The sequence below is a fragment of the Arthrobacter sp. ov407 genome (assembly GCF_900102895.1).
Taxonomy (GTDB): Bacteria; Actinomycetota; Actinomycetes; order Actinomycetales; family Micrococcaceae; genus Arthrobacter.
Window position 1 is genome coordinate 87,224 of the sequence record NZ_FNGD01000010.1, and the last position, 22,558, is coordinate 109,781.

Consider the following 22,558-nt stretch of genomic DNA (forward strand, 5'->3'; position numbering starts at 1 on the left):
CTCCCGCCCCCGGCGGGCCGTATCCGGCAGTATGGTGGTCAAATGCGATCCATGCTGAGGAAGGCCCCCGGCCGCCTGTCCAAATTCGACCGCAAACTGGTGCGCGCAGTCTCCAATCTGCCGGGCGGAGGCCATGACGAGTTCTTCCGCCGTCTGTCCGCCGCCGCCAACCAGGGCAAACTCTGGTTCGGCGTTGCCGGAGCCATGGCCCTTGTGCCCGGCAAGACGCGGCGGGCAGCGGTGCACGGGCTCATCGCGCAAGGGGTGGCATCGGTAGTCACGAACGTCGTGTTTAAGACCCTCCTGCCCCGGACGCGCCCCCTGCCCGAACACCTTCCAGTCTTCCGCTTCGTCAACCCGCAGCCGACGAGTTCGTCGATGCCGTCGGGCCATTCGGCCTCCGCCGTGGCCTTCGCGCTGGGAGTCGGCATGGTCCGCCCGGCGCTGGGTGCGGCGCTGGCCCCCGTCGCGGCCGGGGTGGCCTACTCCCGGGTCCACACCGGGGCCCACTGGCCCTCCGATGTGCTGTTCGGTTCCGCGATCGGCGCCGGCGCGGCCATGGTGACGCGGAAGTGGTGGCCCGTCCGGCCGCCGTTCCCGGAAACCCGCCGAGCTGCCCTCGGGGCCGCGGAACTCCCGGAGGGACAGGGGCTCTGCATCGCAGTCAACACCCTCGGCGGGTCCTATGCTGACGAGACAGTTGACGCCCTGCAGGAAACATTCCCCAAAGCGTATATAAAGAAAATCGGGCACGACGAAGCCGTCGACGCAGGCATCGCCCAGGTCGCAACACGGCCGGGCATTGCGGCCCTGGGCGTCTGGGGCGGCGACGGAACCGTGGGCGCCGCGGCGGCCGCCGCCGTCGAGCGTTCCCTCCCGCTGCTGGTGCTCCCCGGCGGAACGCTCAACCACTTCGCCCGCGACGCGGGGACGCCCACCTTGGCGGCGGCGGTGCAGGCGGCCTCGCACGGCGAGGCCGCAGTGGCCGACGTCGGGCACGTGAGCGTCGAACGCGGGCTCCCCGACAGCCCGGAGCACCTCGAACTGATCATGCTCAACACGGCCAGCATCGGTCTCTACCCGAACCTGGTCCGCCGGCGCGAACAGCTCCAGCCGGCACTGGGGAAACCCCTGGCCGGAGTGGTGGCCATGTTCCGGACCTTTGCGGCCGGCACCCCCACCACCCTGATCGTCAACGGGGAGCGGCACCGGCTGTGGATCCTGTACATCGGCCGCGGCCGCTACTACCCCCGCGACCACGCCCCGCTGGTGCGCCCCGTCCTCGCGGACGGGGTCCTGGACCTGCGGATGATCACCGCCGATGAGCCGCTTTCCCGGCTGCGGCTGCTCTGGGCCGTGCTCACGGGCACCGTGGCCACGTCCGGGATCACCCATCTCACCGAAACGGACCGCATCACGGTGGAACCCGGGAACGGGCCCATGGTCCTCGCCGTCGACGGGGAGGTCATGCCCGGGGTGCGGAGCGTGGAGTTCACGGTCCGCCGCGACGCCCTGACGTATTACTCGCCGCTCCCCTGAGCCTGTCATCCTCCCGGACTACCCTGATTCGCCCCTGAATCATCCCTGAGACCGGCGAAATACGCCGCCGGCCTCGGTAGCGTGGTGTGCAGACGGGCCCGTGAGTGCGGTGCCCCGGACCATCTCCCGCTACGCAAAGGAACGCTTCCATGATCGAAGCACGAGGCCTGACCAAGGTTTACGGCGACAAGACCGCCGTCGCCGGCGTCAACTTCACCGTCGAAGCCGGCCGGGTCACCGGCTTCCTGGGTCCGAACGGGGCCGGAAAATCAACCACCATGCGCATGATCATGGGACTGGACCGGCCGACGTCGGGCTCCGTGACCGTCAACGGGTCACCGCTGACCGGGCACGCCGCCCCGCTGCGCGACGTTGGCGCGCTGCTCGACGCCAAGGCCGTCCACACGAGCCGCTCCGCCTACAACCACCTGCTGGCCATGGCCGCGACCCACAGCATCCCCAAGAAACGGGTCCACGAAGTCATTGAGATGACCGGGCTGGCCGAGGTGGCCAGGAAGAAGGTCGGCGGCTTCTCGCTCGGCATGGGCCAGCGGCTCGGCATCGCCGCGGCCCTCCTGGGCAACCCGCAGACCGTCATCCTGGACGAGCCCGTCAACGGTCTTGACCCGGAGGGAGTGGTGTGGGTTCGCAACCTGGTGAAGTATCTGGCCTCCGAGGGCCGCACGGTCTTCCTCTCCAGCCACCTCATGAGCGAAATGGCCGTCACGGCGGACCACCTGATCGTGATCGGCCGCGGGAAGATCATCGCGGACGCCCCGATCCAGGAAATCATCACCGGCAAGGGCCAGGGCCGCACCCGGGTCCGCACAGACCAGCCGGACCGGCTCATGCAGCTGCTGGCCGGAACCGGCATCTCGGTGGAGGTTCGGGAGCGCGAGCTCCTCGAGGTCACGGGCCTGGACCCGCGGCAGATCGCTACCGCAGCGCTGGAGAACCACGTCATGATCTACGAACTCACCCCGCTGCAGGCCAGCCTCGAGGAGGCCTATATGGAGCTGACCAAGGATGAGGTCGAATACCACTCGCTGATCACCACGGGCGCCGTGCCCGTCGAAGCCGGAGGCAACTAAGCCATGAGCTCCACAACCGTTGAGTCCACGCCCTCGCCCCGCGGCGCCGGAAACCGCGCACAGCGGTCCGGAAACGGCAGCAGTTCCGGCCCGGGCCCCAGCTTCCCGCGGGTCCTCAACTCCGAATTCATCAAGTTCCGCACCCTGCTCTCCATGCTGATCCTGCTCGGCTCCACCGTGGTGGTCATGGTGGGGTTCGGGGCGCTTTCGGCCTGGGGGACGGGACAGTTCTCCCAAGCCGCGGCCCAGGACCCGGAGGCGGGCGCCAGGTTTGCGGCGCAGGGCGGTGACCTCGCCGTCGGCGTACCCACCTCCGGCATCGCCTTTGCCCAGCTGATCCTGGGCTCGCTCGGCGTGCTGCTGATGAGCTCGGAGTTCACCACGGGCATGGCCCGCTCCACGTTCGCGGCAGTGCCCAAACGCCTTCCGGCGTTCGCGGCCAAGCTCGTGGTGGTGGTGCTGAGCTCCTTCGTCATCACCGCCGCCTCCACCCTGCTGGCCGGGTTCGTGTCGGTGCCGATCCTGGACAACTACGGACTCGGCCTGGACCTGGGCAGCTCGCAGTCGGTCAAGCTGCTGGTTGTCAACAGCATCTACGTGGCAGCGGTCGCGGCGATCGGCATGGCGCTGGGCACCCTGATCCGCAACTCGGCGGGCGGCATCATGAGCCTGGTTGGCCTGTTCTTCGTGGCGCCCATCGCGTTCCAGCTGATTCCGGGCGACTTCTTCGTGGAGGCCCGCAAGTACCTGCCCGGCAACACCGTGGAGCCGCTGACCGCCGTTGAGCACGTCCCGAACACCCTGGAAGTCTGGCAGGCGGGCCTGGTGCTGGGCGCCTGGGTTGTGGTCCCGTTGCTCCTTGCCGCCATCCTGCTCAAGAAGCGGGACGTCTAGGCCAGGCCCACAAGCCGAGCGTCTAGGCTCAGAGCATGATCGATGCAGTACCTGTGAGGGTCGCGTCGGCCGGTCCGGCCGACGCGTCCCTCGCCGAACTCACGGCCCGGCGCCGCGGCCGGCTCCGGCGCTACCTGCTGGCCCATCCGCGGGTCATGGATGTACTGGTGGCGCTCTGCTACCTGGTCCTGGTCACGCCGACGGCGGTCGAGTCGATCATGCACGGCGACTGGCCGGTGGCCGTACTGCTCGCCGCGGCCGCGCCCGTCCTGCTCTTCCGGCGGGCCTATCCCGTGCAGGTGGCGGTGGCCGTGGGGGCACTGGAACTGGCCGTCACCTTCCTTCACCCTTGGGGATCCAATGTCTCCGCCGGGCTCTGGTTTTCGCTGTACGCCGTCGCCGTCGTCCGCACGCGGCGGTTCGCCCTTGCAACGCTGGCCCTGACAACCGCCCCGCTCCTGCTCGTGTACTTCCTGCTGGCCGTCGGACCGCTGGACGGCCGGCTCCCGGACATGGCGGTCCGCACGCCGGAGAACTTCCAGCTGCTCACGAGCATCGCGGCGGGCATCGGCATCACGCTCTCCAACGTGATCGCCACGGGGATCGGGATCTCGGTGCGGCAGCGGCGCGAGCACGAACATGAGATTGCGGCCTGGGCCGCCCGGGCCCAGCAGCTGGGCTCGGTCACGGAACGGAACCGGATCGCGCGCGAAATGCACGACGTCGTGGCGCACTCGCTGACGGTCATGATCAGCCTGTCGGACGGCGCCGCCGTCGTGGTCAAGAAGGATCCGGCGCGCGCCGCCGGCGTCCTGGCCGAACTCTCCCGGACGGGACGCACCGCGCTGGCCGACATGCGGCGCGTCCTCGGCGTGCTGCGCGAGGACACCGCCACGGGACACGCCCCGCGCGAGCCGCTGGTGGCCGGAAACAGCCTGGCCACACTCCTCGAGGGCTTCCGCACCGCGGGACTGCCGGTGCATTACACGCACACCGGCCCGTCCCTGCCCGGCGACGCGGCCTTCCAGCTGACCGTTTACAGGATTGTGCAGGAGTCGCTGACCAATGTGCTGCGCTACGGCCGTGCGCTCAGCCGCGTGGACGTCAGCATTGTCCGCAACGGCTCCCGCGTCACCATTGAAGTGGTCGACGACGGCAGGGGCACCGTTGATTCCGGCAGTGCCGGGGCCGGGGCGCAGGCGAAGCCCGACTCACTGGATAGCTTCGGCACCGGGCACGGAATTGCCGGGATGCGGGAGCGGGCCAGGATCTACGCGGGCACCGTGCACGCCGGGCGCACGGGTGAACGCGGCTGGCGCGTGCACGCGGAACTGAACTGCAATGGCGAGAATGCCACGGATACAGAGAATGCCACGGAACCAGGGGGGAACAATGCTCGACAAAGGACCGGTACGCGTCTTGCTGGTGGATGACCAGCCGCTGCTTCGGATGGGCTTCCGGCTCATCCTGGAGGGTGAAGACGACTTGTGCATCGTGGGCGAGGCGTCCAACGGTGCCGAAGCGGTCCGCCACGTCCGGGAGCTGGCGCCCGACGTCGTCCTGATGGATGTGCGGATGCCGATGCTGGACGGGATCGAGGCGACCCGGGCCATCGCGGCCTCGGGTTCGGACGCCAAGATCATTATCCTGACCACCTTTGACCTCGATGAATACGCCTTTGCCGGGCTGCGGGCCGGGGCGTCGGCCTTTCTGCTCAAGGACGTGGCGCCGGCGGAACTGATCAGCGCGGTGCGGGTGGTGGCCAGCGGCGACGCCGTCGTGGCCCCGCGCGTCACGCAGCGGCTGCTGGAGACCTATGTCCGCGGCGCCGGCATGGATCCTGCCGGGGCGGACGGCGACGGCGGACAGCGCGACGGGGCGGACGGCGGCGGCCAGCCGGCCGGCAGCCCGGCACGCCCGGCGAGGGATCCGTTGCTGGAGGACCTGACACCGCGCGAAAACGAGATGCTCGGGGCGCTGGCGGAGGGGCTCTCGAATGCCGAAATCGCGCACAGGTACTTCCTGTCCGAGGCCACCGTCAAGACGCATGTGCGCCGGATCCTGACCAAGCTCCACCTCCGCGACCGCGTCCAGGCCGTGGTGTACGCGTACGAGACCGGGCTCGTGGTGCCGAGCAACGCGGACTACTGACGCCGGCCCGCCGACCGTGCGTGCCGGGTACCGGCGGGTAGGCCTGAAGCAGTGGTTTCAGGCACATTGCTGAATTGCCTATGGAGCAACTTAAGTTGCCCTGGAGGCCTCCTTGTTGGGGGATGGCCCGGTTCTGTCGGTCGTCATTTGTGGGACTGCACAAGACGGAGCCCAGGCCGCGCGGTCTAGTGTGAACTGACATTGTGGTCCGCCGCACAGCATGGATTCGATTCTGTGCCGGCAAAGAGCGGGCCAAAACCCCCCACGAAGGACGGCGCTTGCATGCCCGCTGACCAGCAGCTCTCAAAATCCCTGAAACCCAGGCATCTATCCATGATTGCCATCGCCGGCGTGATCGGCGCCGGACTGTTTGTCGGTTCGGGTGCGGCCATCCAGCAGGCCGGCCCGGGCATCCTGGTTGCCTACGCCGCGGCGGGACTCGTCGTCATCCTCGTCATGCGGATGCTGGGCGAGATGGCCGCGGCCAACCCGGAAACCGGCTCGTTCTCCACCTACGCGGACAAGGCCCTGGGCCGCTGGGCAGGATTCAGCATCGGCTGGCTCTACGCATGGTTCTGGATCATTGTCCTCGGCATCGAGGCCACGGCCGGGGCCGCGATCATGCACCGCTGGGTCCCCGGCATTGACCAGTGGGTGTGGGCGCTTGTCCTGATGGTGCTGCTGACGCTGACCAACCTCGGGTCCGTGAAGTCGTACGGCGAGTTCGAGTTCTGGTTCGCTTCCATCAAGGTGGCGGCAATCGTGCTCTTCCTGCTCTTCGGCGCTGCCGCGATCCTGGGCCTCATCCCCGGCGTTCCGGCGCCCGGCCTGGACAACCTGATCGGTAACGGCGGGTTCATGCCCAACGGCCCCGGCGCCGTCCTGGCCGGCATCCTCGTGGTCGTGTTCTCCTTCTTCGGCGCCGAAATTGCCACCATCGCCGCCGGCGAATCCGAGAACCCGGTCGACGCCGTCAAGAAGGCCGTGAAGTCCACCGTCTGGCGCATCCTCGTCTTCTACATCGGCTCCATCGCCATTGTGGTCACCCTGCTGCCCTGGAACTCCGCCTCCGTCGCCAAGAGCCCCTACGTGGCCGTCATCGAGCTGTTCGGCATCCCCGGCGCCGGAACCATCATGGACATCGTGGTGCTGACCTCGGTGCTCTCCTGCCTGAACTCGGGCCTCTACACCGCCAGCCGCATGCTGTTCTCGCTGTCCCGCCGCGGCGACGCCCCCAAGTCATGGATGCGGATTTCCAAGCGCGGCGTGCCTGCCGCCGCGGTACTGGCCTCCACGGTGGTCGGCTTCGTCACCGTCGGCCTGAACTACATCGCCCCGGACACGGTCTTCCTGTTCCTGGTCAACACTTCCGGCGCCATCGCGCTGTTCGTGTGGCTCGTGATCGCCGGCTCCCAGCTGATCCTGCGCCGCCGCATGGGCGCCGCCGCCAAGGACCTCCAGCTGAAAATGTGGCTCTTCCCGTACCTGACCTGGGTGTCGATCGTCAGCATCGTGGCCCTGCTGATCGGCATGGTGATCCTGGAATCCACCCGGGAATCGCTTCTGCTCTCGCTGGCCCTCGCCGCCGTCGTGGTGGGGATCGGGGTCTTCCGCTACCGCAAGAACGGCTCCAAGGCCACCGTTCCCGCAGCAGGTGACGCCGATGCTCCTGCCTACGCCGCGGTGGGCGATGCCGAGGCTCCTGCCGACGCGGTGGGCGCCCGCCCGGGGGCATAGGTCCGGTGTCGTAGGTCCCGGGACTCGCTCAGCGACCCCGGACCACCGCACATGCCCTCCCCCAGCGCCCAGCAGTGGACATAATGCCATCATGTCCATTCGTTGCCGCGAGGGGAGGGCACGCCCATGCCTGCCGCGGGACATGTCCATTCCCCGGGCGGAGGGCTGGGCATGTCCAGCCGAAGCAAGAAGGGACATGTCTCGTGTTCGCCCAGCACGAACGCATTCTCCGCGGAGCGAAGTCCGGACTTGCCCTCCCCCAGCGCCCAGCAGTGGACATAATGCCATTATGTCCATTCTTTGCTGCGAGGGGAGGGCATGCCCATGCCTGCCGCGGGACATGTCCATTCCCCGGGCAGAGGGCTGAGCATGTCCAGCCGAACCACAGCCGCTACACAGGAACGCACTAGCCAGCCCATAGCGCTGCCGGGTTCGATGGGATCATGACAAAAAGGCCCCAGCCCCCGCACGAGCCGCACCCCCACCATGACCGCGGCCTGGAATTCGATCTCTCCACGCTCATGAGCCGCCGTTCGCTGGGCATGTTCCTCGGCGCGGGAACGGCCGCCGCGCTGGCGGCCTGCAGCCCCGGCGGCACTGGCAGCAGTTCGACGTCGGACCCAGCCGCAGCGACTTCGGCGGCAACGGCGCCCGCGACTTCGGCGGCGACGGCGCCCACGACGTCGGCTGCGGCGGCGGCCGCGTCGGCCTCGACATCGGCCACGCCGACGCTGACCCGTGCGATCGCCGAGTGCGGCGTTGAAATCCCGCAGGAAACCGCCGGCCCCTACCCCGGTGACGGTTCCAACGGGCCCAACGTCCTCGAGGCAACAGGTGTGGTCCGCCAGGACATCACGTCCAGCTTCGGGACCTCCACCAGCACGGCGCAGGGCGTGCCGCTGACCGTCACGCTCACCCTGCTCGACAACGCCAACGGCTGCACCCCGCTGGCCGGTGCCGCCGTCTACGCCTGGCACTGTGACCGCGAAGGCAGATACTCCATGTACGATTCCGGACTCCAGAACGAGAACTACCTCCGCGGCGTCCAGGAGGCCGACGCCAACGGGCAGGTCACGTTCAAGACCGTCTACCCCGGCGCCTACAGCGGCCGCTGGCCGCACATCCACTTCGAAGTGTTCGAGTCCATGAGCAATGCGACGGCGGCCGGCCAGGTTCTGGCGGTGTCCCAGATCGCGCTGACCGAGGCGGCGTGCAAGGAGGTCTATGCGTCGGCCGGCTACGAATCCAGTGCGCAGAATTTCCCTCGCACCACGCTGAAATCCGACAACGTCTTCGGCAACGACGGCGGCATCTACCAGCTGGCCACCATGAGCGGCTCGGTAGCCGCGGGCTACTCCGCCGGCCTCAACGTCACCGTTTAGGCAAGGCGGGCGGGCACCCGTTCTCCACGTACCGCGACCTGGCAAGGCGGCGCCCGGCCTGACCCGGGGCCCCGTGCGTGCCGGGCTAGACTCGGAGCCATGCCAACACCGAGCACTGCCGAAGAGCACATCCAGGACCTCGGCGCGTATGTCAGCGCGTCGCCGTCGAGCTTCCACGCCGCCCACGAAGCCGGGCGCCGGCTGGACGCGGCGGGCTTCACGAGCCTGGACGAGCTGCAGCCCTGGCCGGAGCCCGAGGCCGCCACCGCCGGCAAGTTCTACGTGATCCGCGACGGCGCCCTCATCGCCTGGGTGGTGCCGGCAGGTGCGGGACCGACCACGGGCTTCAACATCCTCGGCGCCCACACCGACTCGCCGTCCTTCAAACTCAAGCCGAAGCCCACCACGGGCAAGCTCGGCTGGCTGCAGGCCGGCGTCGAGGTCTACGGCGGACCGCTCCTGAACTCCTGGCTGGACCGCGAGCTCCAGCTCGCCGGCCGGCTCGTCATGCGCGACGGCACACAGCACCTCACGGCCACAGGTCCGCTGCTGCGCTTCCCGCAGCTCGCCATCCACCTGGACCGGGCCGTAAATGAAGGCCTGACCCTGGACAAGCAGCAGCACATGAACCCGGTCTTTGGCCTGGGCGATCCCGCCGGCGAGGACCTGCTCGGGCTCCTCGCGGACAGGGTTACCGATGCCGCGGTGGATCCGGCGCAGATCGGCGGGTACGACGTCGTTATCGCGGACACCCAGGCCCCGACGGTGTTCGGCGCGCGGGGCGAATTCTTCGCCTCCGGCCGGCTCGACAACCTCTCCGCGACCCATGCCGGGCTCACGGCGCTGATCGCCCACGCCGACAAGCCGCTGCCGGAAGGTGCACCGATCGCCGTGCTGGCCGCCTTCGACCACGAGGAAATCGGCTCAGCGTCCCGATCCGGCGCGTGCGGGCCCATCCTCGAAGACGTCCTCGTGCGGATTTCCGACGGGCTCGGCGCGTCGGCAAGCCAGCGGCGGCAGGCCTTCGCGGCGTCGTTCTGCGTCTCTGCGGACGCGGGCCACGCCGTGCACCCGAACTATCCCGAGCGGCACGATCCCGCCAACCGGCCGGTCCTCAACGGGGGGCCGCTGCTGAAGATCAATGCCAACCAGCGCTACGCGACCGACGCCGCCGGGGCCGCCCTTTGGGCGCGGCTGTGCACCGACGCCGGGATTCCGTACCAGGAATTCGTCTCCAACAACGTGATGCCGTGCGGCTCGACGATCGGTCCGCTGACCGCCACCCGGCTGGGAATCCGGACGGTCGACGTCGGGGTCGCCCTGCTGTCGATGCACTCGGCGCGCGAGCTCTGCGGAGTTCAGGACCCGCACCGGCTGGCCACGGTCACCCGGACGTTCTTCCGGACGGCGGCGTAAGGTCCCCGGGCTAAGGGCCCAGGGCGCCATAGCCGGCCCTTAAACGGCCCTAGACGGTCAACCCGACCACGAGGTTGAGTGTGGCGGCCAGGATGACGGTGCCGAAAACATACGACAACAGGCTGTGCTTGAGGGCCTCGGCCCGCACGCCGTGGTTTTCCAGGGCGGTATCCGAGACCTGGTAAGTCATTCCCAGGCTCGTGGCGAGGTAGGCGAAATCCGTGTACTGCGGGGGGCCGGCCTGGTTGAAGTTGATCCCGCCAACCGCCGCCCCCGCATGGGCGTCGGTGCTGTAGTACAGCTCGGCATAACGCAGCGTGAACAGGGTCTGGACCAGCAGCCAGGACAGCGCCACCGAGGACAGCACCAAAAGCCCGCCGCCGAAGCGCGCCCAGGTGTCGGAGCTGTGCGAATCGATGATGACGGCGGCCACCGCGACGAGGCTCGCCGTGTTCGTGGCCAGGATCAGCAGGTCGGTGACGCTGCGGGACGGGTCCTCCGCCGTGGCGTGAGCCATGGTTTGGGTGGGGTCCAGCCGGCCGATCACGAGCCAGACCCAGATCACGTAGCATGCCGCGGCGCAGGACCAGCCAGCCGCCGGGGCCTCCACCCAGTACCCTGCCAGCCCGGTGACCGTTGCGGCGAGCACCCCGACCAGCATCATGACGGCGAAGCGCAGCCGGCTGCGGCGGACCGGTGGGGGCACGGCGGTGGCATCGGTGTTGGTGTCCATTTTCAGATCATGGCACAGTCTCCGTGCCCTTCCCTGACCGCCAGTCGCGCGGCGGTTTTCCACATGAGCGGCCTGTCCGGTTCCGCCGCCGGCCGGCCGGGGCTAGCGTGGCCCCATCAGGAATCGCAGAAACCGGTCCGGATGCACTAAGCTATTGAAGTCTGTGCTGCGCCCTGCCTCCGTTCCGGCGGCCGGGCATTGCATGACACCGCAAATGAACCTCCTGTTACGGAAATGCCGTAACCGCTTAGCCCAAAGGAGGTGGGTTCACATATGCGTCCTTACGAATTGATGGTAATCATCGACCCCGAGGTCGAAGAGCGTGCCGTTGAGCCGTCGCTTCAGAAGTTCCTGAACGTCATCACCAACGATGGTGGAACCATCGAAAAGGTTGACATCTGGGGCCGTCGTCGCCTGGCTTACGAAATCCAGAAGAAGTCCGAAGGTATCTACGCCGTGGTGAACTTCACCTCTGAGCCGGCTACCGCCAAAGAACTTGACCGCCAGCTGAGTCTCAACGAGACCATCATGCGCACCAAGATCACCCGCCCCGAAGAGCAGAAAGTTGTTGCTGAGTAATTCAGCGGCCAACCTTCAATCTTCATCCCCGCAGGAACGCACAAGGAGGCAGTAGATGGCAGGCGAAACCACTATCACGGTTATCGGTAACCTCACCAATGACCCCGAACTCAGGTTCACACCGTCCGGTTCGGCCGTAGCGAATTTCACCATCGCTTCTACTCCCCGCACCTTCGACCGGCAGTCCAATGAGTGGAAGGACGGGGAAACCCTGTTCCTCCGCGCGTCGGTCTGGCGCGAAGCAGCCGAAAACGTCGCCGAATCCCTGACCAAGGGCATGCGCGTGATCGTCTCCGGTCGCCTGAAGAGCCGTTCCTACGAAACAAAAGAAGGCGAGAAGCGCACCGTTATCGAGCTCGAGGTCGACGAAATCGGCCCGAGCCTGCGCTACGCCAACGCCAAGGTCAACCGCACCCAGCGCTCCGGCGGTCAGGGTGGACAGGGTGGCTTCGGCGGCGGCAACAGCGGCGGTGGCTTCGGTGGCGGCCAGGGTGCAAGCCAGGGCGGCAACACCGGTGGAACATGGGGCGGCAACCAGCCCGCCGCGCAGGAAGACCCGTGGGCCACGCCCGGGGTCAGCAATGCGGGCGGCGGCTGGGGCAACGGCCCGGATTCCGAACCTCCCTTCTAAACAACATCTAAGGTCCGGCAACGAAAACCGCCTGGACGCCGCAAGGCGGCCGGGTGCAGACCGCGCCGGATCACCACCATCCCGTGGATCAATATCCACGGGCTCCATCGAATAGGAGCTCCACGATGGCTAAGGCTGAACTCCGTAAGCCCAAACCAAAGTCCAACCCCTTGAAGGCCGCTGACATCACTGTCATCGACTACAAGGACGTAGCATTGCTGCGCAAGTTCATCTCCGACCGCGGAAAGATCCGCGCCCGTCGCGTCACTGGCGTCACGGTGCAGGAACAGCGCAAGATCGCCCAGGCAATCAAGAACGCCCGCGAAGTTGCTCTGCTGCCTTACTCCGGCGCTGGCCGCGGCTAAGGAAGGGATTAACTAACATGGCAAAGCTCATTCTGACCCACGAAGTAACCGGTCTCGGTGCTGCTGGCGATGTTGTCGAGGTCAAGGACGGTTACGCACGTAACTACCTGCTGCCCCGCAACTTCGCCCTGACCTGGTCCAAGGGTGGCGAGAAGCAGGTTGAGTCCATCAAGGCTGCTCGCGTTGCCCGCGAGCACGCTTCCCTGGAAGACGCTCAGAAGCAGGCCGCTGCACTCTCCTCCAAGCCGGTCAAGCTGATCGTCAAGGCTGGCGCAACCGGTCGCCTGTTCGGCACCGTCAAGCAGGGCGACGTGGCCGACGCTGTTGAGGCCGCTGGCCTGGGCCGCATCGACAAGCGCAAGGTTGAACTGCCGGCACACATCAAGTCGACCGGTTCATACCAGGCAAACGTCCGTCTGCACGACGACGTTTCCGCTGTGATCGAACTCGACGTAGTCGCAGGCAAGTAGCCCTCACCGGCTGCAGTCCTGAACTGCTGGAAGGCCCCCGCCTCCGGACCTCTCTGAGGGACCGAAGTCGGGGGCCTTCCGCTTTAACCGCGTAAGCCGGCCAGTAAGACCCTGCGCGGGGTGGGCTGTACTTGGCCGGCTGCAATTAGGCGTGGTGCGGCATCGTGGTGACATGCCGGTAGCCGAGCCGGACCAGTTCCGCCAGCACGGCCTCGTCGACGTCGTCGAGCTTGTTGACGTACAGGCAGCCGGCACCGAGCTTGTGCTTGCCCAGCTTGACGAGCAGTTCGGCGGCCTCTGGCCCGTACGTGAGGCCATAGAGTGACAGGCTGGATTTCCGGGGGGAGAATCCGACCGCCGCGGCATCGCCCTCCCGGCCGCTTGCGTATTTGTAGTGGTAACGGCCGAACCCCACAATCGTCGGGCCCCACATTTGCGCTGGCTCCCCCGTGATTTCGGACATCAGCGCCAGTAGACGGAACCCGTCGCCGCGCCGGACCGGATGCTCGACGGCTGCCAGGAACTCCTCCACCGACGCGCCGGTTGCGTGCGTTTTGTTTTCAGCCATGAGGGCAGTTTGGCAGAGCGCGGCGCTCCTGTCAGGCAAGGCGTGTGTCCGGGAATAAATCCTTGCACCCGCCGCTTTGTAGAGGTAGATGCAAACGCATGTAATGGCGTTGCTGACCTGGATTCAACTGAGGAGCATTCCGTGGAAACCCGCCGTATCACCGTTATCTCCGCCGGACTCGGCGTCCCCTCGTCGAGCCGCCTGCTGGCGGACCAGCTGGCGGCCTCGGCCGAACGGCAGCTCGCCGCGGCCGGTTACGCCGTGGACGTCGAGGTCGTGGAGCTGCGGGACCTCGCCGTGGACATCGCCAACAACTTCGTGACCGGCTATGCGGCTCCGCGGCTGGCCGGGGTGATCGCCGGCGTCGAGGCCTCTGACGGCTTGATCGCCGTCAGCCCCGTGTTCAGCGCATCCTACAGCGGGCTTTTCAAGTCCTTCATCGACGTGCTCGACCCCAAGGCGCTGGAAGGCAAGGCGGTCCTGCTCGGGGCCACCGCCGGCACCGACCGGCACCAGATGGTGCTGGACTTCGCGATGCGGCCGCTCTTCACCTACCTGCGCACCCGGATCGCCGCCACCGCGGTCTTCGCCGGACCGCAGGACTGGGGAAACAACGACGACGACGGCGGCTCGCCGCTCTCGGTGCGCGTGGACCGGGCGGCGGGGGAGTTTGTCCGCCTGCTGCAGGACTCAGGGCCGCAGCAGAAGCCGGCAGCGCTGGAGTCCCTGCCGTTTGAGCAGCTGCTCGCCGGGATCTCAGCCCAGCGGTAGGGACTGCCGCGCGGAACGGACCGGGCTGGCCCCGGACTTTGTGTGCTCAGTCACCGAGCAGTGCGATGAATTCCCTGGCCTGCTTCATGGAAATATCCGAATGGCGGGTCAGGGCTGTCGCGGCGGCCTCGGTGTCGCCGCTCTTGGCCAGGGTGCGGATCCGCCCGTAGATCTCATCATTGAGCATGTTGCTGCTCACCTCGCGCGTGACATCACCCTTGCTGGCGATCGCGCGGTAGCGGTATGCGAAACGCTGCGGCGCGTCGTCCTCGTCCGGAATGGCCTCCGGCGCGGCCTCCGGGGCGCGGAACGGCTGAGGGTGCGCCGCCAGTGCCGCGACGGCGTCGCGGGACGCACGCAGGCCCTCGCCTGTGGCCTCGAGGTATACCTTGATGGCGGTCATCGCCTGCCCCTGCGCGATCAGCGCGTATAGCCGCCGGTGCTGGTCCTGGGTGAGCCTGGCGGCCGCCGCACGCGCCAGCTCCGCCGAATCGGGGCCCGGCTGTGGCATGGGTGCCGGCCTGGAGCGTTCGCCGCGGCGGCTCCAGACGCGGACCGCCAGCAACACGCCAGCGGCCACGAGCACCAGGATCAGTACGGGAATGAGCAGGGAATCCATGTGCTAGAGCCGATCTACGTAATTCTTTGCGGTCTTGAAGTCCGTGTGGGTCGACTGCCGCAGCAGCCGGGCTGCCTTCGTCTTCTGGCCGTCGCGGGCCAGTGACTGGAGCTGTAGGAGGAGTTGGGGACTCAGGTGTCCGACGGCGAGCAGGGCGTCCTCGTGGCCGTGGCGGGTCCGTGAGGGGGCGGAGCCGATCTTGGCCAGCAGCGCGGAGCGGGTGTTGTCGGCCTGCTGCGACTTCTGCTGGGAGTTCTGGCTGGGGCGTGTGGTCGCTTCAACCCGGGCGCGGGCGGCCTCGGCAGCCTGGACCTGCGCCGCGTAGTGGGCCAGGGACTTTACCGCCAGTTCCCGCTGGTAGCGCTCGGCGTCGGAGATGCCGAAATTCCGCGGCTTCAGGGCTGCGGTCACCGCCCACAGCACCGCCGTCAGAATGAGGGCAGGCAACATGACTACCAGTACATCGCCCATATTTAGAGCTTATGCCAGATTGCGGTTATCCACAGCATGTTCGCCACCACGCCTACAGTGCGCCGTGGCCGGCGTCAATTCGGCGCGGTGGCATGAGTCCGATCACAAAATGCGCATATCCGGCGACAAATGTGGCCTCCGGGGCCGCAGTGTATCCCCAGCCGCAAGGTGCAGGCTGTGGATGAAGCTTGGCGGAAAATGTTTTGTGTCCACAAGATGAATCCAATGTTTCCGCAGGTCAACAACGGATTGCTGGCTTAACTTTTCTTCTATCCACAGCTCTACCCACAGACTGTGCACAAGCATCAGGCACTAGTGCACAGGTTATCCACAGGAGGGCGGGGCTGCCGGGTTGGTGCCTGACCGATCGGCGGATAACGTTGCAGGGTATCGGGCCTGGGAAGCGGAAATCTTGCGGTCGCCGGGTGATGCCAACCAGCACCCCGCCCCGGATCCCGGTGCCACGCGGCCGCTCCAACGCTGTGGACAACGGCGGTGCGCCGGACCGGCGCGAACTGTCGGAGCTGACTGATACGAATTGAGCGGCCGGCATGTGCCGGGTTGGCCGCTGGGCATCACGGCAGTTGGGCAGCACGGCACTGGGTACTAAGGCACTGGGTATTAACGCACAGGGCATTACGGCACTGGGCATACGCGCCGTGGCGAACGGATAGCCGCCACGGCACACAATGAAGGACGGCAGTTTTGTCAGTTACGCATCTGGACTCAGTCGAGGGTACGCGGGGAGGCGAGGGCAGCCGCAAGCCCCCGCAGGACATCCCCGCGGAGCAGTCAGTCCTGGGCGGCATGATGCTGTCCAAGGACGCCATCGCCGACGTCGTCGAGATCCTGCGTGGCCAGGACTTCTACCGTCCGGCGCACGAAACCATCTACGAGGCCATCATCGACCTCTACGGCCGGGGCGAACCCGCGGACGCCGTGACGGTCTCGGACGAGCTGACCAAGCGCGGCGAAATCAACAGGATCGGCGGCCCCGCCTACCTGCACGAACTCATCCAGACCGTCCCCACGGCCGCTAACGCCGGTTATTACGCCGAAATCGTGGGCGAACGCGCGGTCCTGCGCCGCCTTGTCAACGCCGGCACCAAGATTGTCCAGCTCGGCTACGGGCAGGACGGCGAGGTCGAAGACCTCGTCAACCAGGCCCAGGCCGAGGTCTACGCCGTCGCCGAACGCCGGACCGCGGAGGACTATGTGGTCCTCAAGGACGTCATGGAATCCACTGTTGACGAGATCGAGGCCTCGGGCCACCGCGGCGAGGGCATGGTGGGCGTGCCCACCGGCTTCTATGAGCTCGATGAACTGACCCACGGCCTGCACCCGGGCCAGATGATCGTCATCGCCGCCCGCCCGGCCGTCGGCAAGTCCACGTTCGCGCTGGACTTCGCCCGCTCGGCCGCCATCAAGAACAACCTCGCGACCGTCATGTTTTCCCTCGAAATGGGCCGCAACGAGATCGCCATGCGCCTGCTGTCCGCCGAGGCCACCATCGGTCTCCAGGACCTCCGCAAGGGCACCATCAAGGACGAGCAGTGGTCCAAGATCGCCACCACCATGGGCCGCATGAACGATGCCCCGCTGTTCATCGATGACAGCCCCAACATGTCGCTGATGGAAATCCGTGCCAAGTGCCGGCGCCTGAAGCAGCAGCATGACCTCAAGCTGGTGATCCTGGACTACCTGCAGCTCATGAGCTCGGGCAAGAAGGTGGAATCCCGCCAGCAGGAAGTCTCCGAGTTCTCCCGCGCCCTGAAGCTCCTGGCCAAGGAACTCCAGGTGCCGGTGATCGCGCTGTCGCAGCTGAACCGTGGCTCCGAGCAGCGCCAGGACAAGCGCCCCATGGTCTCGGACCTGCGCGAATCCGGCTCCATCGAGCAGGATGCCGACATGGTGATCCTGTTGCACCGCGAGGACGTCTATGACAAGGAGTCCCCGCGCGCCGGCGAGGCGGACATCCTGATCGCCAAGCACCGTAACGGCCCCACAAAGGACATTGTGGTGGCCTTCCAGGGCCACTACTCGCGGTTTGCCAATATGGCGGCCGACGCCGGTGGTGGTGGCGGCGGCTTCTAGCCGGCCCTAGCCCTCGCCTGCCGCCAGCAGGTGGTTGGGCAGCCGGTTCCCCGGCGCCCGGCCGCGGATTTCCAGCAGCTCGCGGGCGTGAGCGTGGAGCCGGTTGTCTTCCCCGGAGACCGGCACCCACTGCGGAATCGGGACCGAGGTGCCGGTCTCGTCGCGGGCTACCATGACCGTCAGGCAGTAGGTGGTGAGGTTCAGCTCGCGCCCCTTGGGGTCCCCGGACCGGACGTGGACGGCGATGTGCATGCCCTTGGTCCCCGTATAGACCAGCCGGGCCTCCACCTCCACGACGTGGCCGATCAGCAGCGGCCGGTAGAACCGCACGCCGCCGGAGAACACGGCCACGGTGTCCTTCCCGCAGTACCGGGAGGCGCAGACGTAGGCGGCCTCGTCGATCCACTTCATGACGATGCCGCCATGGACCTTGCCGCCCCAGTTCACGTCCGTGGGCGCCGCCATGAACCGCAGCACCACGCGCTCTGCCGTGCCGGCATCGGTGTATTCCTGTCCGCTCATGGCCTGGACGATGTCCTCGCGGACCTTGATCCGGGCCAGCGCGTCGTCCCGCTGTCCGATTTCTTCCGGCGTCAGGGGTTCAAACTGCGGCACCGGGATGGGCTTGCCGTCCGCGCCGACGGCCACGAAGATCACGATGCACTGGCTGCGCATGGTGGCAGGTCCGCCCTTGGGATCGCCTGAGGACACGACGGTGCGGATATGCATCGAGGAGCGCCCGGTGTACACGATCGTGGCCTCGACCTCCACCATGTCGCCGCTGTTGACCGGGTCCGCGAAGTGGATGTTCCCCACGTAGGCCGTGACGCAGTAGGACTTTGCCCAGCCGACGGCGGCGGCATAGGCCGCCTTGTCCACCCACTCGAGCACGGTGCCGGCGTCGACCGAGCCGCTGTGGCCGACATCGGTGGGGGCCGCCAGGAAGCGCAGGGTCACGGAATTGGGCGCGTTCTCGCTCATGCTGCGAGTTTACTGAAAGGGCAGGCAGGAGCCGCTGGCCGGCGACACAATCGCTGTCCGGCACGCCATAACCCCGCCATACCCGGAGACAAGCGACGGCGGGCGGCCACCAGAAGGTGACCGCCCGCCGTCGCGCGCTATATGTCGTGAGCGCGCTCTATGCCGTCAATGCCTTAGGCGAGGACGCGGAGCTTCGAGTTGGCGCGGCCGAACAGCACCTTGTCCACGGAGACTTTGCCCGCGCCGACCAGGGCCACAGCCAGGGCGGCGGCGGCAAGGATCAGGACGAGTTCGTAGCCGCCGGTAGCGGCGAACACTCCAGCGGAGGCGTGGACCAGGAACAGGGCGCCGAGCATGTCCACGGCGAGCAGCACGGCGAACACGCGGGTCAGGACGCCCAGGATCAGGGCGATGCCGCCGACCAGTTCCAGGGTCGCGATCACCGGGGCGGCAACTTGCGCCGCTGGAACGCCCATCTGGGTGAAGGCGGCCTGCGTGCCGGGGATGGTGAACTCGTAGAACTTCTGCCAGCCGTGGGCGGCGAACAGGAAGCCTGCGATGACGCGCAGGACGGTTCGGGCGGAGGTGGTCAGGGCGGGCTGATTCATGGAAATACCGTTTCGTAATTAGGAGGCGTCGCGGCTGTCTTGCCGCCGCGGCTTCGGTTGCGGTCAAGATCAAGTCTTCCCGACATTTAGTTGAAATGTCAACTAAAAGTCGCGCGGCGTCGCTGCATGGGCCCGGCTAGGGTTAAGCTGTGCATCCTTCCCCTCCGCTGTCCACGACCCTGCCGCCGTCTACAGGGCACCGGCGGGAGATCCTGCGCCTGGCCGTGCCGGCCTTCGGTGCGCTGATCGCGGAGCCGCTGTTTCTGCTCGCGGATTCGGCAATTGTGGGCCATCTCGGCGTGGCCGAGCTGGCCGGGGTGGGGCTGGCCTCGGCGGTCCTTCACACGGCAGTCGGACTCATGGTGTTCCTCGCCTACTCCACGACGCCGGCAGTGGCGCGGGCCATCGGCAACGGCCAGCTGGCAAAGGCCCTCGCCGCCGGGCGCGACGGCCTGTGGCTGGCGCTCCTGCTGGGACTCGGCCTGGCGGCCGCCGGGTTCCTGGCCGCCGGGCCGGTCCTGGAGCTGATGGGCGCCCGCGGTGAGGTGCACGGGTTTGCCGTGGACTACCTGCGAGGGTCTATGCCCGGCCTCGTGGCGATGCTGCTCATCTTCGCGGGCACCGGAGTGCTGCGCGGACTCCAGGACACCCGGACCCCGCTGATCGTCGCCGCCGCCGGGTTCACGCTGAACATCGTGCTGAACCTGGTCCTCGTCTACGGGCTGGGCTGGTCAGTGACCGGCTCGGCCGTTGGCACGAGCATCGCGCAGTGGGCCATGGCGGCGGTGTATGTGCTGATGGTCCGGCGCAACGCCCGCAACAACGGGGTGCCCCTGCGGCCGGACTGGCGCGGCGTCCGGGCTCTGACCAAGGTGGGCTCCTGGCTGATGCTGCGCACGCTGAGCCTTCGCATCGCGATTCTTGCCACAGTGGTGGTGGTCACCGCCCAAGGTCCCGTCAATCTGGCCGCACACCAGCTGGCCATGACCATCTTCACGTTCTTCGCCTTCGCGCTGGACGCCCTGGCGATCGCGGCCCAGGCCTTGATCGGCAAGGAACTCGGCGCGGCCCGGCCGGTCGCGGCACGCGCGCTGACGCGCACCATGACGCGGTGGGGGCTCGGCTTCGGCGTCCTGACCGGGATCCTCCTGGCTGCGGCGGCGCCGTGGGCGGGCGCCCTCTTCACGTCCGACGCCGAAGTCCGGGGGGCGCTGACGCTCGCCCTTTGGGTGCTCGCCGCCGGGCAGCCGCTGCCCGGTTACGTCTTCGTCCTCGACGGCGTCCTCATCGGGGCGGGCGACGCCCGCTATCTGGCGATCGCCGGCGTCGTCAATCTTGCGGCCTACCTGCCGCTGCTGCTGGCTGTGGGGTATTCCGGCGCCGGTGCCGGCGCGGGGTTGCTCTGGCTGTGGGCCGCCTTCTCCCTGGGCTACATGGCCGCGCGCGCGCTGACGCTGGGCCTCCGGGCCCGGACGGACCGCTGGATGGTCCTGGGCGTGCGGTGACGCTGGGCCGGAAGTGCCGGCAGGCACGCACTGAGCCGGCCTGGCTGGCAGGCACGTGCAGCGGCGGCTTCGCACTAAACTGGACGGGTGACTCTTCCCGCAGCCCCTGACGCGACCCCTGCCATCCGCGCGGCGGCCGACCTCTGGAAGCCCGTGCTTGTCAGGGCGGCCGTTGCGCTCGTGTTTGGCGCGGTAACCGTGTTCTGGGCCGCGCCGTCCGAGGCCGGCATGGGCTGGGCCGGCGGCCTCTACCTGCTGGCCACCGGCGTGGTCATGATCTGGACCGTGTCCAAGACCGGGTTCCGCCCGCGGGAGGGCGCCGGCAGGATCCTCTCCGCCGGCGGAGCAGCCCTGGCCGGAGCCGGCGCGGCCGTAGCCCTGATCCCCGCCCCCCTCGTCTTCGGAACGATCGCGGCCGTGGGCCTGGGCGTGGCCGGCGCTGCGGAGCTGTCCGCGGGTGTTATCGCCCGTGGCCGGTCAGTGCTGGCCCGCGACTGGATCGCCTCCGGCGTGATCGGGCTGGGCACTGCGATCGCGCTTCCGTTCTTCATCGGCCTCGGCGCGCACGCACTCCTCGGCGTTGCGGGCGGCGGGGCCATCATCAGCGGCGTCCTGTGGATGCTGTCCGGCCTGACCCTGCGCCATGATGCTCCGGGCGATTCCGCGGAGGCCGTAAACTAGTACGGACAGGTTCTACCCGGCGTAGAACAATTGCGGTAACAAGACAGCCACGCTTCCCCGCGGGGGCTGCAGGAGGAAAACACGTTGGCACAGCAGAAACCCGGAGCGCCCCGCAGCCTGCGGACCTCGGTCAAGGGACCGCTCATGTTCTCCGCGTTCTGGGCCGTGGTGGTGTTCTTCGGCGTCCTGATCTTCGCCTCGGGCGGCAGCGCCCGCTCACCCCGGTTCGACCTCGCGTTGATCGGCGCCGGGATCGCCTTCATCGTGATCCTGGTGGTGGCCGCCATGCTCGCGATGAGCCACAAGGACAACCCCGAGGACCTGGGCAAGGGCTCCGGCGTTAACCTCAGTTCCAAGCGCACGCCCTCCGGCCACGGCGGCCCGTCAGCGCAGCCCCGCCCCGAGGCCGGCCCCGGCGATTCCCGTGACGGCGGCCCGCAGGCCTAATACCGCAGGCCTAATACCGCAGGCCTAATACCGCAGGCCTAATACCGCAGACCTAATACCGCGGACCTAATACCGCAGGCCTAATACCGCAGGCCTAGCACCGCAGGCCTCAGCCCGGGGCCGTCGCCGTCAGGACGCGGCTTTACGGGCCCGGTACGCGGCCACGTGTGCGCGGTTGGCACAGTTGCCCGTGTCGCAGTAGCGCTTCGAGCGGTTGCGGCTCAGATCCAGCACGACGGCGTCGCAGTCGTCCGCGGCGCACACCAGCAGGCGGTCCATTTCCTTGCTGCGGATCACGTCAACGATCGCCATGGCCGCCTCCGTACTCATCCGGTCGGCCAGCGGGGCCTCCGGGGTGGTGGCGTGCAAGTGCCAGTCCCAGGGATCATGCTTGACCAGCTGGGGCAGCGCACGGGCCTCCCGGAGCAGCCGGTTCACGGTCTCCGCGGCAGCGGCCTCGTCCGCCAGCCAGAGCTCGCCGAGCTCGCTGCGCAGGCGCCGCACGCTTGCCAGCTCGGCCTCGTCCCGGGTCCGGGAGCCGGTGAAACCCTCGGCCGCCAGGAAGTCGTCCAGATCCTTGCCGGTGGCCAACTGTTCCTCGCCGTTGGCCGCGGTGTTGATGAGGTTGACCACAGAACGCAGGGCAACTTCCGTGTCAGGGGCAAAAACCATCTTGACTCCTTACCTCGTCCGGGCGTAATGTCATGAGCATAACCCTATTTTACTCCTGACAGGAGATTGCTGTGTCTGCCCCCCAACGCCCCGTCGCCGCCCCGGTACGAGACCTTGCCGCCCAGCGGCCTGCCTCCGAACCGGGCAGCGCCA

The 22,558-nt window shown here is 67.6% G+C and carries 24 protein-coding genes; 17 read left to right on the forward strand and 7 right to left on the reverse strand.

Going from position 1 to position 22,558, the window contains the following annotated elements; genetic code table 11:
- The first annotated feature begins 42 nt into the window (after positions 1-42).
- From BLS42_RS13890 to BLS42_RS13925, 8 genes are all read left to right on the forward strand, one after another.
- The gene (locus BLS42_RS13890; protein WP_090582107.1) at positions 43-1,539 is read left to right on the forward strand and encodes a bifunctional phosphatase PAP2/diacylglycerol kinase family protein; all 1,497 of its coding nucleotides are present in this window, start codon (positions 43-45) and stop codon (positions 1,537-1,539) included.
- A gap of 149 nt (positions 1,540-1,688) precedes the next feature.
- Positions 1,689-2,630, forward strand: a complete 942-nt coding sequence (locus BLS42_RS13895; RefSeq protein ID WP_090582109.1) for an ABC transporter ATP-binding protein — start codon at positions 1,689-1,691, stop codon at positions 2,628-2,630.
- A 3-nt stretch (positions 2,631-2,633) separates the two neighbouring features.
- Complete coding sequence (locus BLS42_RS13900) at positions 2,634-3,524, forward strand: ABC transporter (RefSeq protein WP_090582111.1); 891 nt, start codon at positions 2,634-2,636, stop codon at positions 3,522-3,524.
- Between the two features lie 35 nt (positions 3,525-3,559).
- The gene (locus BLS42_RS13905; protein ID WP_256336472.1) at positions 3,560-4,957 is read left to right on the forward strand and encodes a sensor histidine kinase; all 1,398 of its coding nucleotides are present in this window, start codon (positions 3,560-3,562) and stop codon (positions 4,955-4,957) included.
- The gene (locus BLS42_RS13910) at positions 4,917-5,675 is read left to right on the forward strand and encodes a response regulator (protein WP_090582113.1); all 759 of its coding nucleotides are present in this window, start codon (positions 4,917-4,919) and stop codon (positions 5,673-5,675) included. Before BLS42_RS13905 ends, BLS42_RS13910 begins: the two co-directional genes overlap by 41 nt.
- Before the next feature lie 282 nt (positions 5,676-5,957).
- Positions 5,958-7,412, forward strand: a complete 1,455-nt coding sequence (locus BLS42_RS13915) for an amino acid permease (protein WP_090582115.1) — start codon at positions 5,958-5,960, stop codon at positions 7,410-7,412.
- A gap of 443 nt (positions 7,413-7,855) precedes the next feature.
- Positions 7,856-8,794, forward strand: coding sequence for an intradiol ring-cleavage dioxygenase (locus BLS42_RS13920; RefSeq protein ID WP_090582117.1), 939 nt, complete (start codon positions 7,856-7,858; stop codon positions 8,792-8,794).
- 99 nt (positions 8,795-8,893) lie between these two features.
- On the forward strand, positions 8,894-10,210 hold the full coding sequence (locus BLS42_RS13925; RefSeq protein ID WP_090582118.1) for a M18 family aminopeptidase: 1,317 nt from the start codon (positions 8,894-8,896) through the stop codon (positions 10,208-10,210).
- Between the two features lie 49 nt (positions 10,211-10,259).
- Here the strand turns inward: BLS42_RS13925 and BLS42_RS13930 are convergent, their stop codons facing one another.
- On the reverse strand, positions 10,260-10,943 hold the full coding sequence (locus BLS42_RS13930; RefSeq protein WP_090582121.1) for a DUF1345 domain-containing protein: 684 nt from the start codon (positions 10,941-10,943) through the stop codon (positions 10,260-10,262).
- Positions 10,944-11,216: 273 nt separating this feature from the next.
- On the opposite strand from BLS42_RS13930, the gene rpsF reads away from it, so the two are divergent.
- The 4 genes from rpsF (at position 11,217) to rplI (ending at position 12,988) form a co-directional block, all read left to right on the forward strand.
- Complete coding sequence (gene rpsF / locus BLS42_RS13935; protein WP_090582123.1) at positions 11,217-11,522, forward strand: 30S ribosomal protein S6; 306 nt, start codon at positions 11,217-11,219, stop codon at positions 11,520-11,522.
- Between the two features lie 55 nt (positions 11,523-11,577).
- On the forward strand, positions 11,578-12,153 hold the full coding sequence (locus BLS42_RS13940) for a single-stranded DNA-binding protein (protein ID WP_090582125.1): 576 nt from the start codon (positions 11,578-11,580) through the stop codon (positions 12,151-12,153).
- Positions 12,154-12,278: 125 nt separating this feature from the next.
- Positions 12,279-12,518 (forward strand): 30S ribosomal protein S18, encoded by a 240-nt coding sequence (gene rpsR, locus BLS42_RS13945; protein WP_003800144.1) that lies wholly within the window; start codon positions 12,279-12,281, stop codon positions 12,516-12,518.
- Between the two features lie 17 nt (positions 12,519-12,535).
- Complete coding sequence (gene rplI / locus BLS42_RS13950; RefSeq protein ID WP_090582127.1) at positions 12,536-12,988, forward strand: 50S ribosomal protein L9; 453 nt, start codon at positions 12,536-12,538, stop codon at positions 12,986-12,988.
- 145 nt (positions 12,989-13,133) lie between these two features.
- Here the strand turns inward: rplI and BLS42_RS13955 are convergent, their stop codons facing one another.
- Positions 13,134-13,556: a DUF1801 domain-containing protein gene (locus BLS42_RS13955; RefSeq protein ID WP_090582129.1), complete on the reverse strand. Its 423-nt coding sequence runs from the start codon at positions 13,554-13,556 to the stop codon at positions 13,134-13,136.
- A gap of 141 nt (positions 13,557-13,697) precedes the next feature.
- On the opposite strand from BLS42_RS13955, the gene BLS42_RS13960 reads away from it, so the two are divergent.
- Positions 13,698-14,327, forward strand: coding sequence for an FMN reductase (locus BLS42_RS13960; protein WP_090582131.1), 630 nt, complete (start codon positions 13,698-13,700; stop codon positions 14,325-14,327).
- A gap of 46 nt (positions 14,328-14,373) precedes the next feature.
- Here BLS42_RS13960 and BLS42_RS13965 read toward each other — a convergent pair whose 3' ends face one another.
- Positions 14,374-14,946 carry a hypothetical protein gene (locus BLS42_RS13965; protein ID WP_090582133.1) on the reverse strand — a complete coding sequence of 191 codons (573 nt, stop codon included), beginning with the start codon at positions 14,944-14,946 and terminating at the stop codon, positions 14,374-14,376.
- A gap of 3 nt (positions 14,947-14,949) precedes the next feature.
- Positions 14,950-15,417: a hypothetical protein gene (locus BLS42_RS13970; protein WP_090582135.1), complete on the reverse strand. Its 468-nt coding sequence runs from the start codon at positions 15,415-15,417 to the stop codon at positions 14,950-14,952.
- Positions 15,418-16,122: 705 nt separating this feature from the next.
- Between BLS42_RS13970 and dnaB the strand changes: the two genes are divergently transcribed.
- Positions 16,123-17,511: a replicative DNA helicase gene (dnaB, locus tag BLS42_RS13975; protein ID WP_090582137.1), complete on the forward strand. Its 1,389-nt coding sequence runs from the start codon at positions 16,123-16,125 to the stop codon at positions 17,509-17,511.
- A gap of 6 nt (positions 17,512-17,517) precedes the next feature.
- Here the strand turns inward: dnaB and BLS42_RS13980 are convergent, their stop codons facing one another.
- Positions 17,518-18,492, reverse strand: coding sequence for an acyl-CoA thioesterase (locus BLS42_RS13980; RefSeq protein ID WP_090582139.1), 975 nt, complete (start codon positions 18,490-18,492; stop codon positions 17,518-17,520).
- 173 nt (positions 18,493-18,665) lie between these two features.
- Positions 18,666-19,100 (reverse strand): DoxX family protein, encoded by a 435-nt coding sequence (locus BLS42_RS13985; RefSeq protein WP_090582141.1) that lies wholly within the window; start codon positions 19,098-19,100, stop codon positions 18,666-18,668.
- Positions 19,101-19,249: 149 nt separating this feature from the next.
- Here BLS42_RS13985 and BLS42_RS13990 point away from each other — a divergent pair, with 149 nt between their 5' ends.
- The 3 genes from BLS42_RS13990 to BLS42_RS14000 all read left to right on the forward strand — a co-directional run bounded on the left by BLS42_RS13990 (position 19,250) and on the right by BLS42_RS14000 (position 21,733).
- Entirely contained in the window at positions 19,250-20,605 is a 1,356-nt protein-coding gene (locus BLS42_RS13990; protein ID WP_176803434.1) for an MATE family efflux transporter, read from the forward strand.
- A gap of 87 nt (positions 20,606-20,692) precedes the next feature.
- A complete protein-coding gene (locus BLS42_RS13995) occupies positions 20,693-21,286 on the forward strand; it encodes a hypothetical protein (RefSeq protein ID WP_090582142.1) in 594 nt (197 codons plus the stop codon).
- Positions 21,287-21,370: 84 nt separating this feature from the next.
- Positions 21,371-21,733, forward strand: a complete 363-nt coding sequence (locus BLS42_RS14000; protein WP_090582144.1) for a hypothetical protein — start codon at positions 21,371-21,373, stop codon at positions 21,731-21,733.
- Between the two features lie 129 nt (positions 21,734-21,862).
- On the opposite strand, the gene BLS42_RS14005 is transcribed toward BLS42_RS14000, so the two are convergent.
- Positions 21,863-22,405 carry a CGNR zinc finger domain-containing protein gene (locus tag BLS42_RS14005; RefSeq protein ID WP_090582146.1) on the reverse strand — a complete coding sequence of 181 codons (543 nt, stop codon included), beginning with the start codon at positions 22,403-22,405 and terminating at the stop codon, positions 21,863-21,865.
- Between the last annotated feature and the right edge of the window lie 153 nt (positions 22,406-22,558).

Coding starts and splice junctions, on each gene's coding strand:
- rpsF (WP_090582123.1), top strand. CDS start 11,217: ATGCGTCCTTACGAATTGATGGTAATCATCGACCCCGAGGTCGAAGAG.
- rplI (WP_090582127.1), top strand. CDS start 12,536: ATGGCAAAGCTCATTCTGACCCACGAAGTAACCGGTCTCGGTGCTGCT.
- BLS42_RS14005 (WP_090582146.1), bottom strand. CDS start 22,405: ATGGTTTTTGCCCCTGACACGGAAGTTGCCCTGCGTTCTGTGGTCAAC.
- BLS42_RS13940 (WP_090582125.1), top strand. CDS start 11,578: ATGGCAGGCGAAACCACTATCACGGTTATCGGTAACCTCACCAATGAC.
- BLS42_RS13925 (WP_090582118.1), top strand. CDS start 8,894: ATGCCAACACCGAGCACTGCCGAAGAGCACATCCAGGACCTCGGCGCG.
- BLS42_RS13895 (WP_090582109.1), top strand. CDS start 1,689: ATGATCGAAGCACGAGGCCTGACCAAGGTTTACGGCGACAAGACCGCC.
- BLS42_RS13970 (WP_090582135.1), bottom strand. CDS start 15,417: ATGGGCGATGTACTGGTAGTCATGTTGCCTGCCCTCATTCTGACGGCG.
- BLS42_RS13985 (WP_090582141.1), bottom strand. CDS start 19,100: ATGAATCAGCCCGCCCTGACCACCTCCGCCCGAACCGTCCTGCGCGTC.
- BLS42_RS13965 (WP_090582133.1), bottom strand. CDS start 14,946: ATGGATTCCCTGCTCATTCCCGTACTGATCCTGGTGCTCGTGGCCGCT.
- BLS42_RS13890 (WP_090582107.1), top strand. CDS start 43: ATGCGATCCATGCTGAGGAAGGCCCCCGGCCGCCTGTCCAAATTCGAC.
- BLS42_RS13930 (WP_090582121.1), bottom strand. CDS start 10,943: ATGGACACCAACACCGATGCCACCGCCGTGCCCCCACCGGTCCGCCGC.
- BLS42_RS13980 (WP_090582139.1), bottom strand. CDS start 18,492: ATGAGCGAGAACGCGCCCAATTCCGTGACCCTGCGCTTCCTGGCGGCC.
- BLS42_RS13905 (WP_256336472.1), top strand. CDS start 3,560: ATGATCGATGCAGTACCTGTGAGGGTCGCGTCGGCCGGTCCGGCCGAC.
- rpsR (WP_003800144.1), top strand. CDS start 12,279: ATGGCTAAGGCTGAACTCCGTAAGCCCAAACCAAAGTCCAACCCCTTG.
- BLS42_RS13920 (WP_090582117.1), top strand. CDS start 7,856: ATGACAAAAAGGCCCCAGCCCCCGCACGAGCCGCACCCCCACCATGAC.
- BLS42_RS13915 (WP_090582115.1), top strand. CDS start 5,958: ATGCCCGCTGACCAGCAGCTCTCAAAATCCCTGAAACCCAGGCATCTA.
- BLS42_RS13910 (WP_090582113.1), top strand. CDS start 4,917: ATGCTCGACAAAGGACCGGTACGCGTCTTGCTGGTGGATGACCAGCCG.
- BLS42_RS13955 (WP_090582129.1), bottom strand. CDS start 13,556: ATGGCTGAAAACAAAACGCACGCAACCGGCGCGTCGGTGGAGGAGTTC.
- BLS42_RS13900 (WP_090582111.1), top strand. CDS start 2,634: ATGAGCTCCACAACCGTTGAGTCCACGCCCTCGCCCCGCGGCGCCGGA.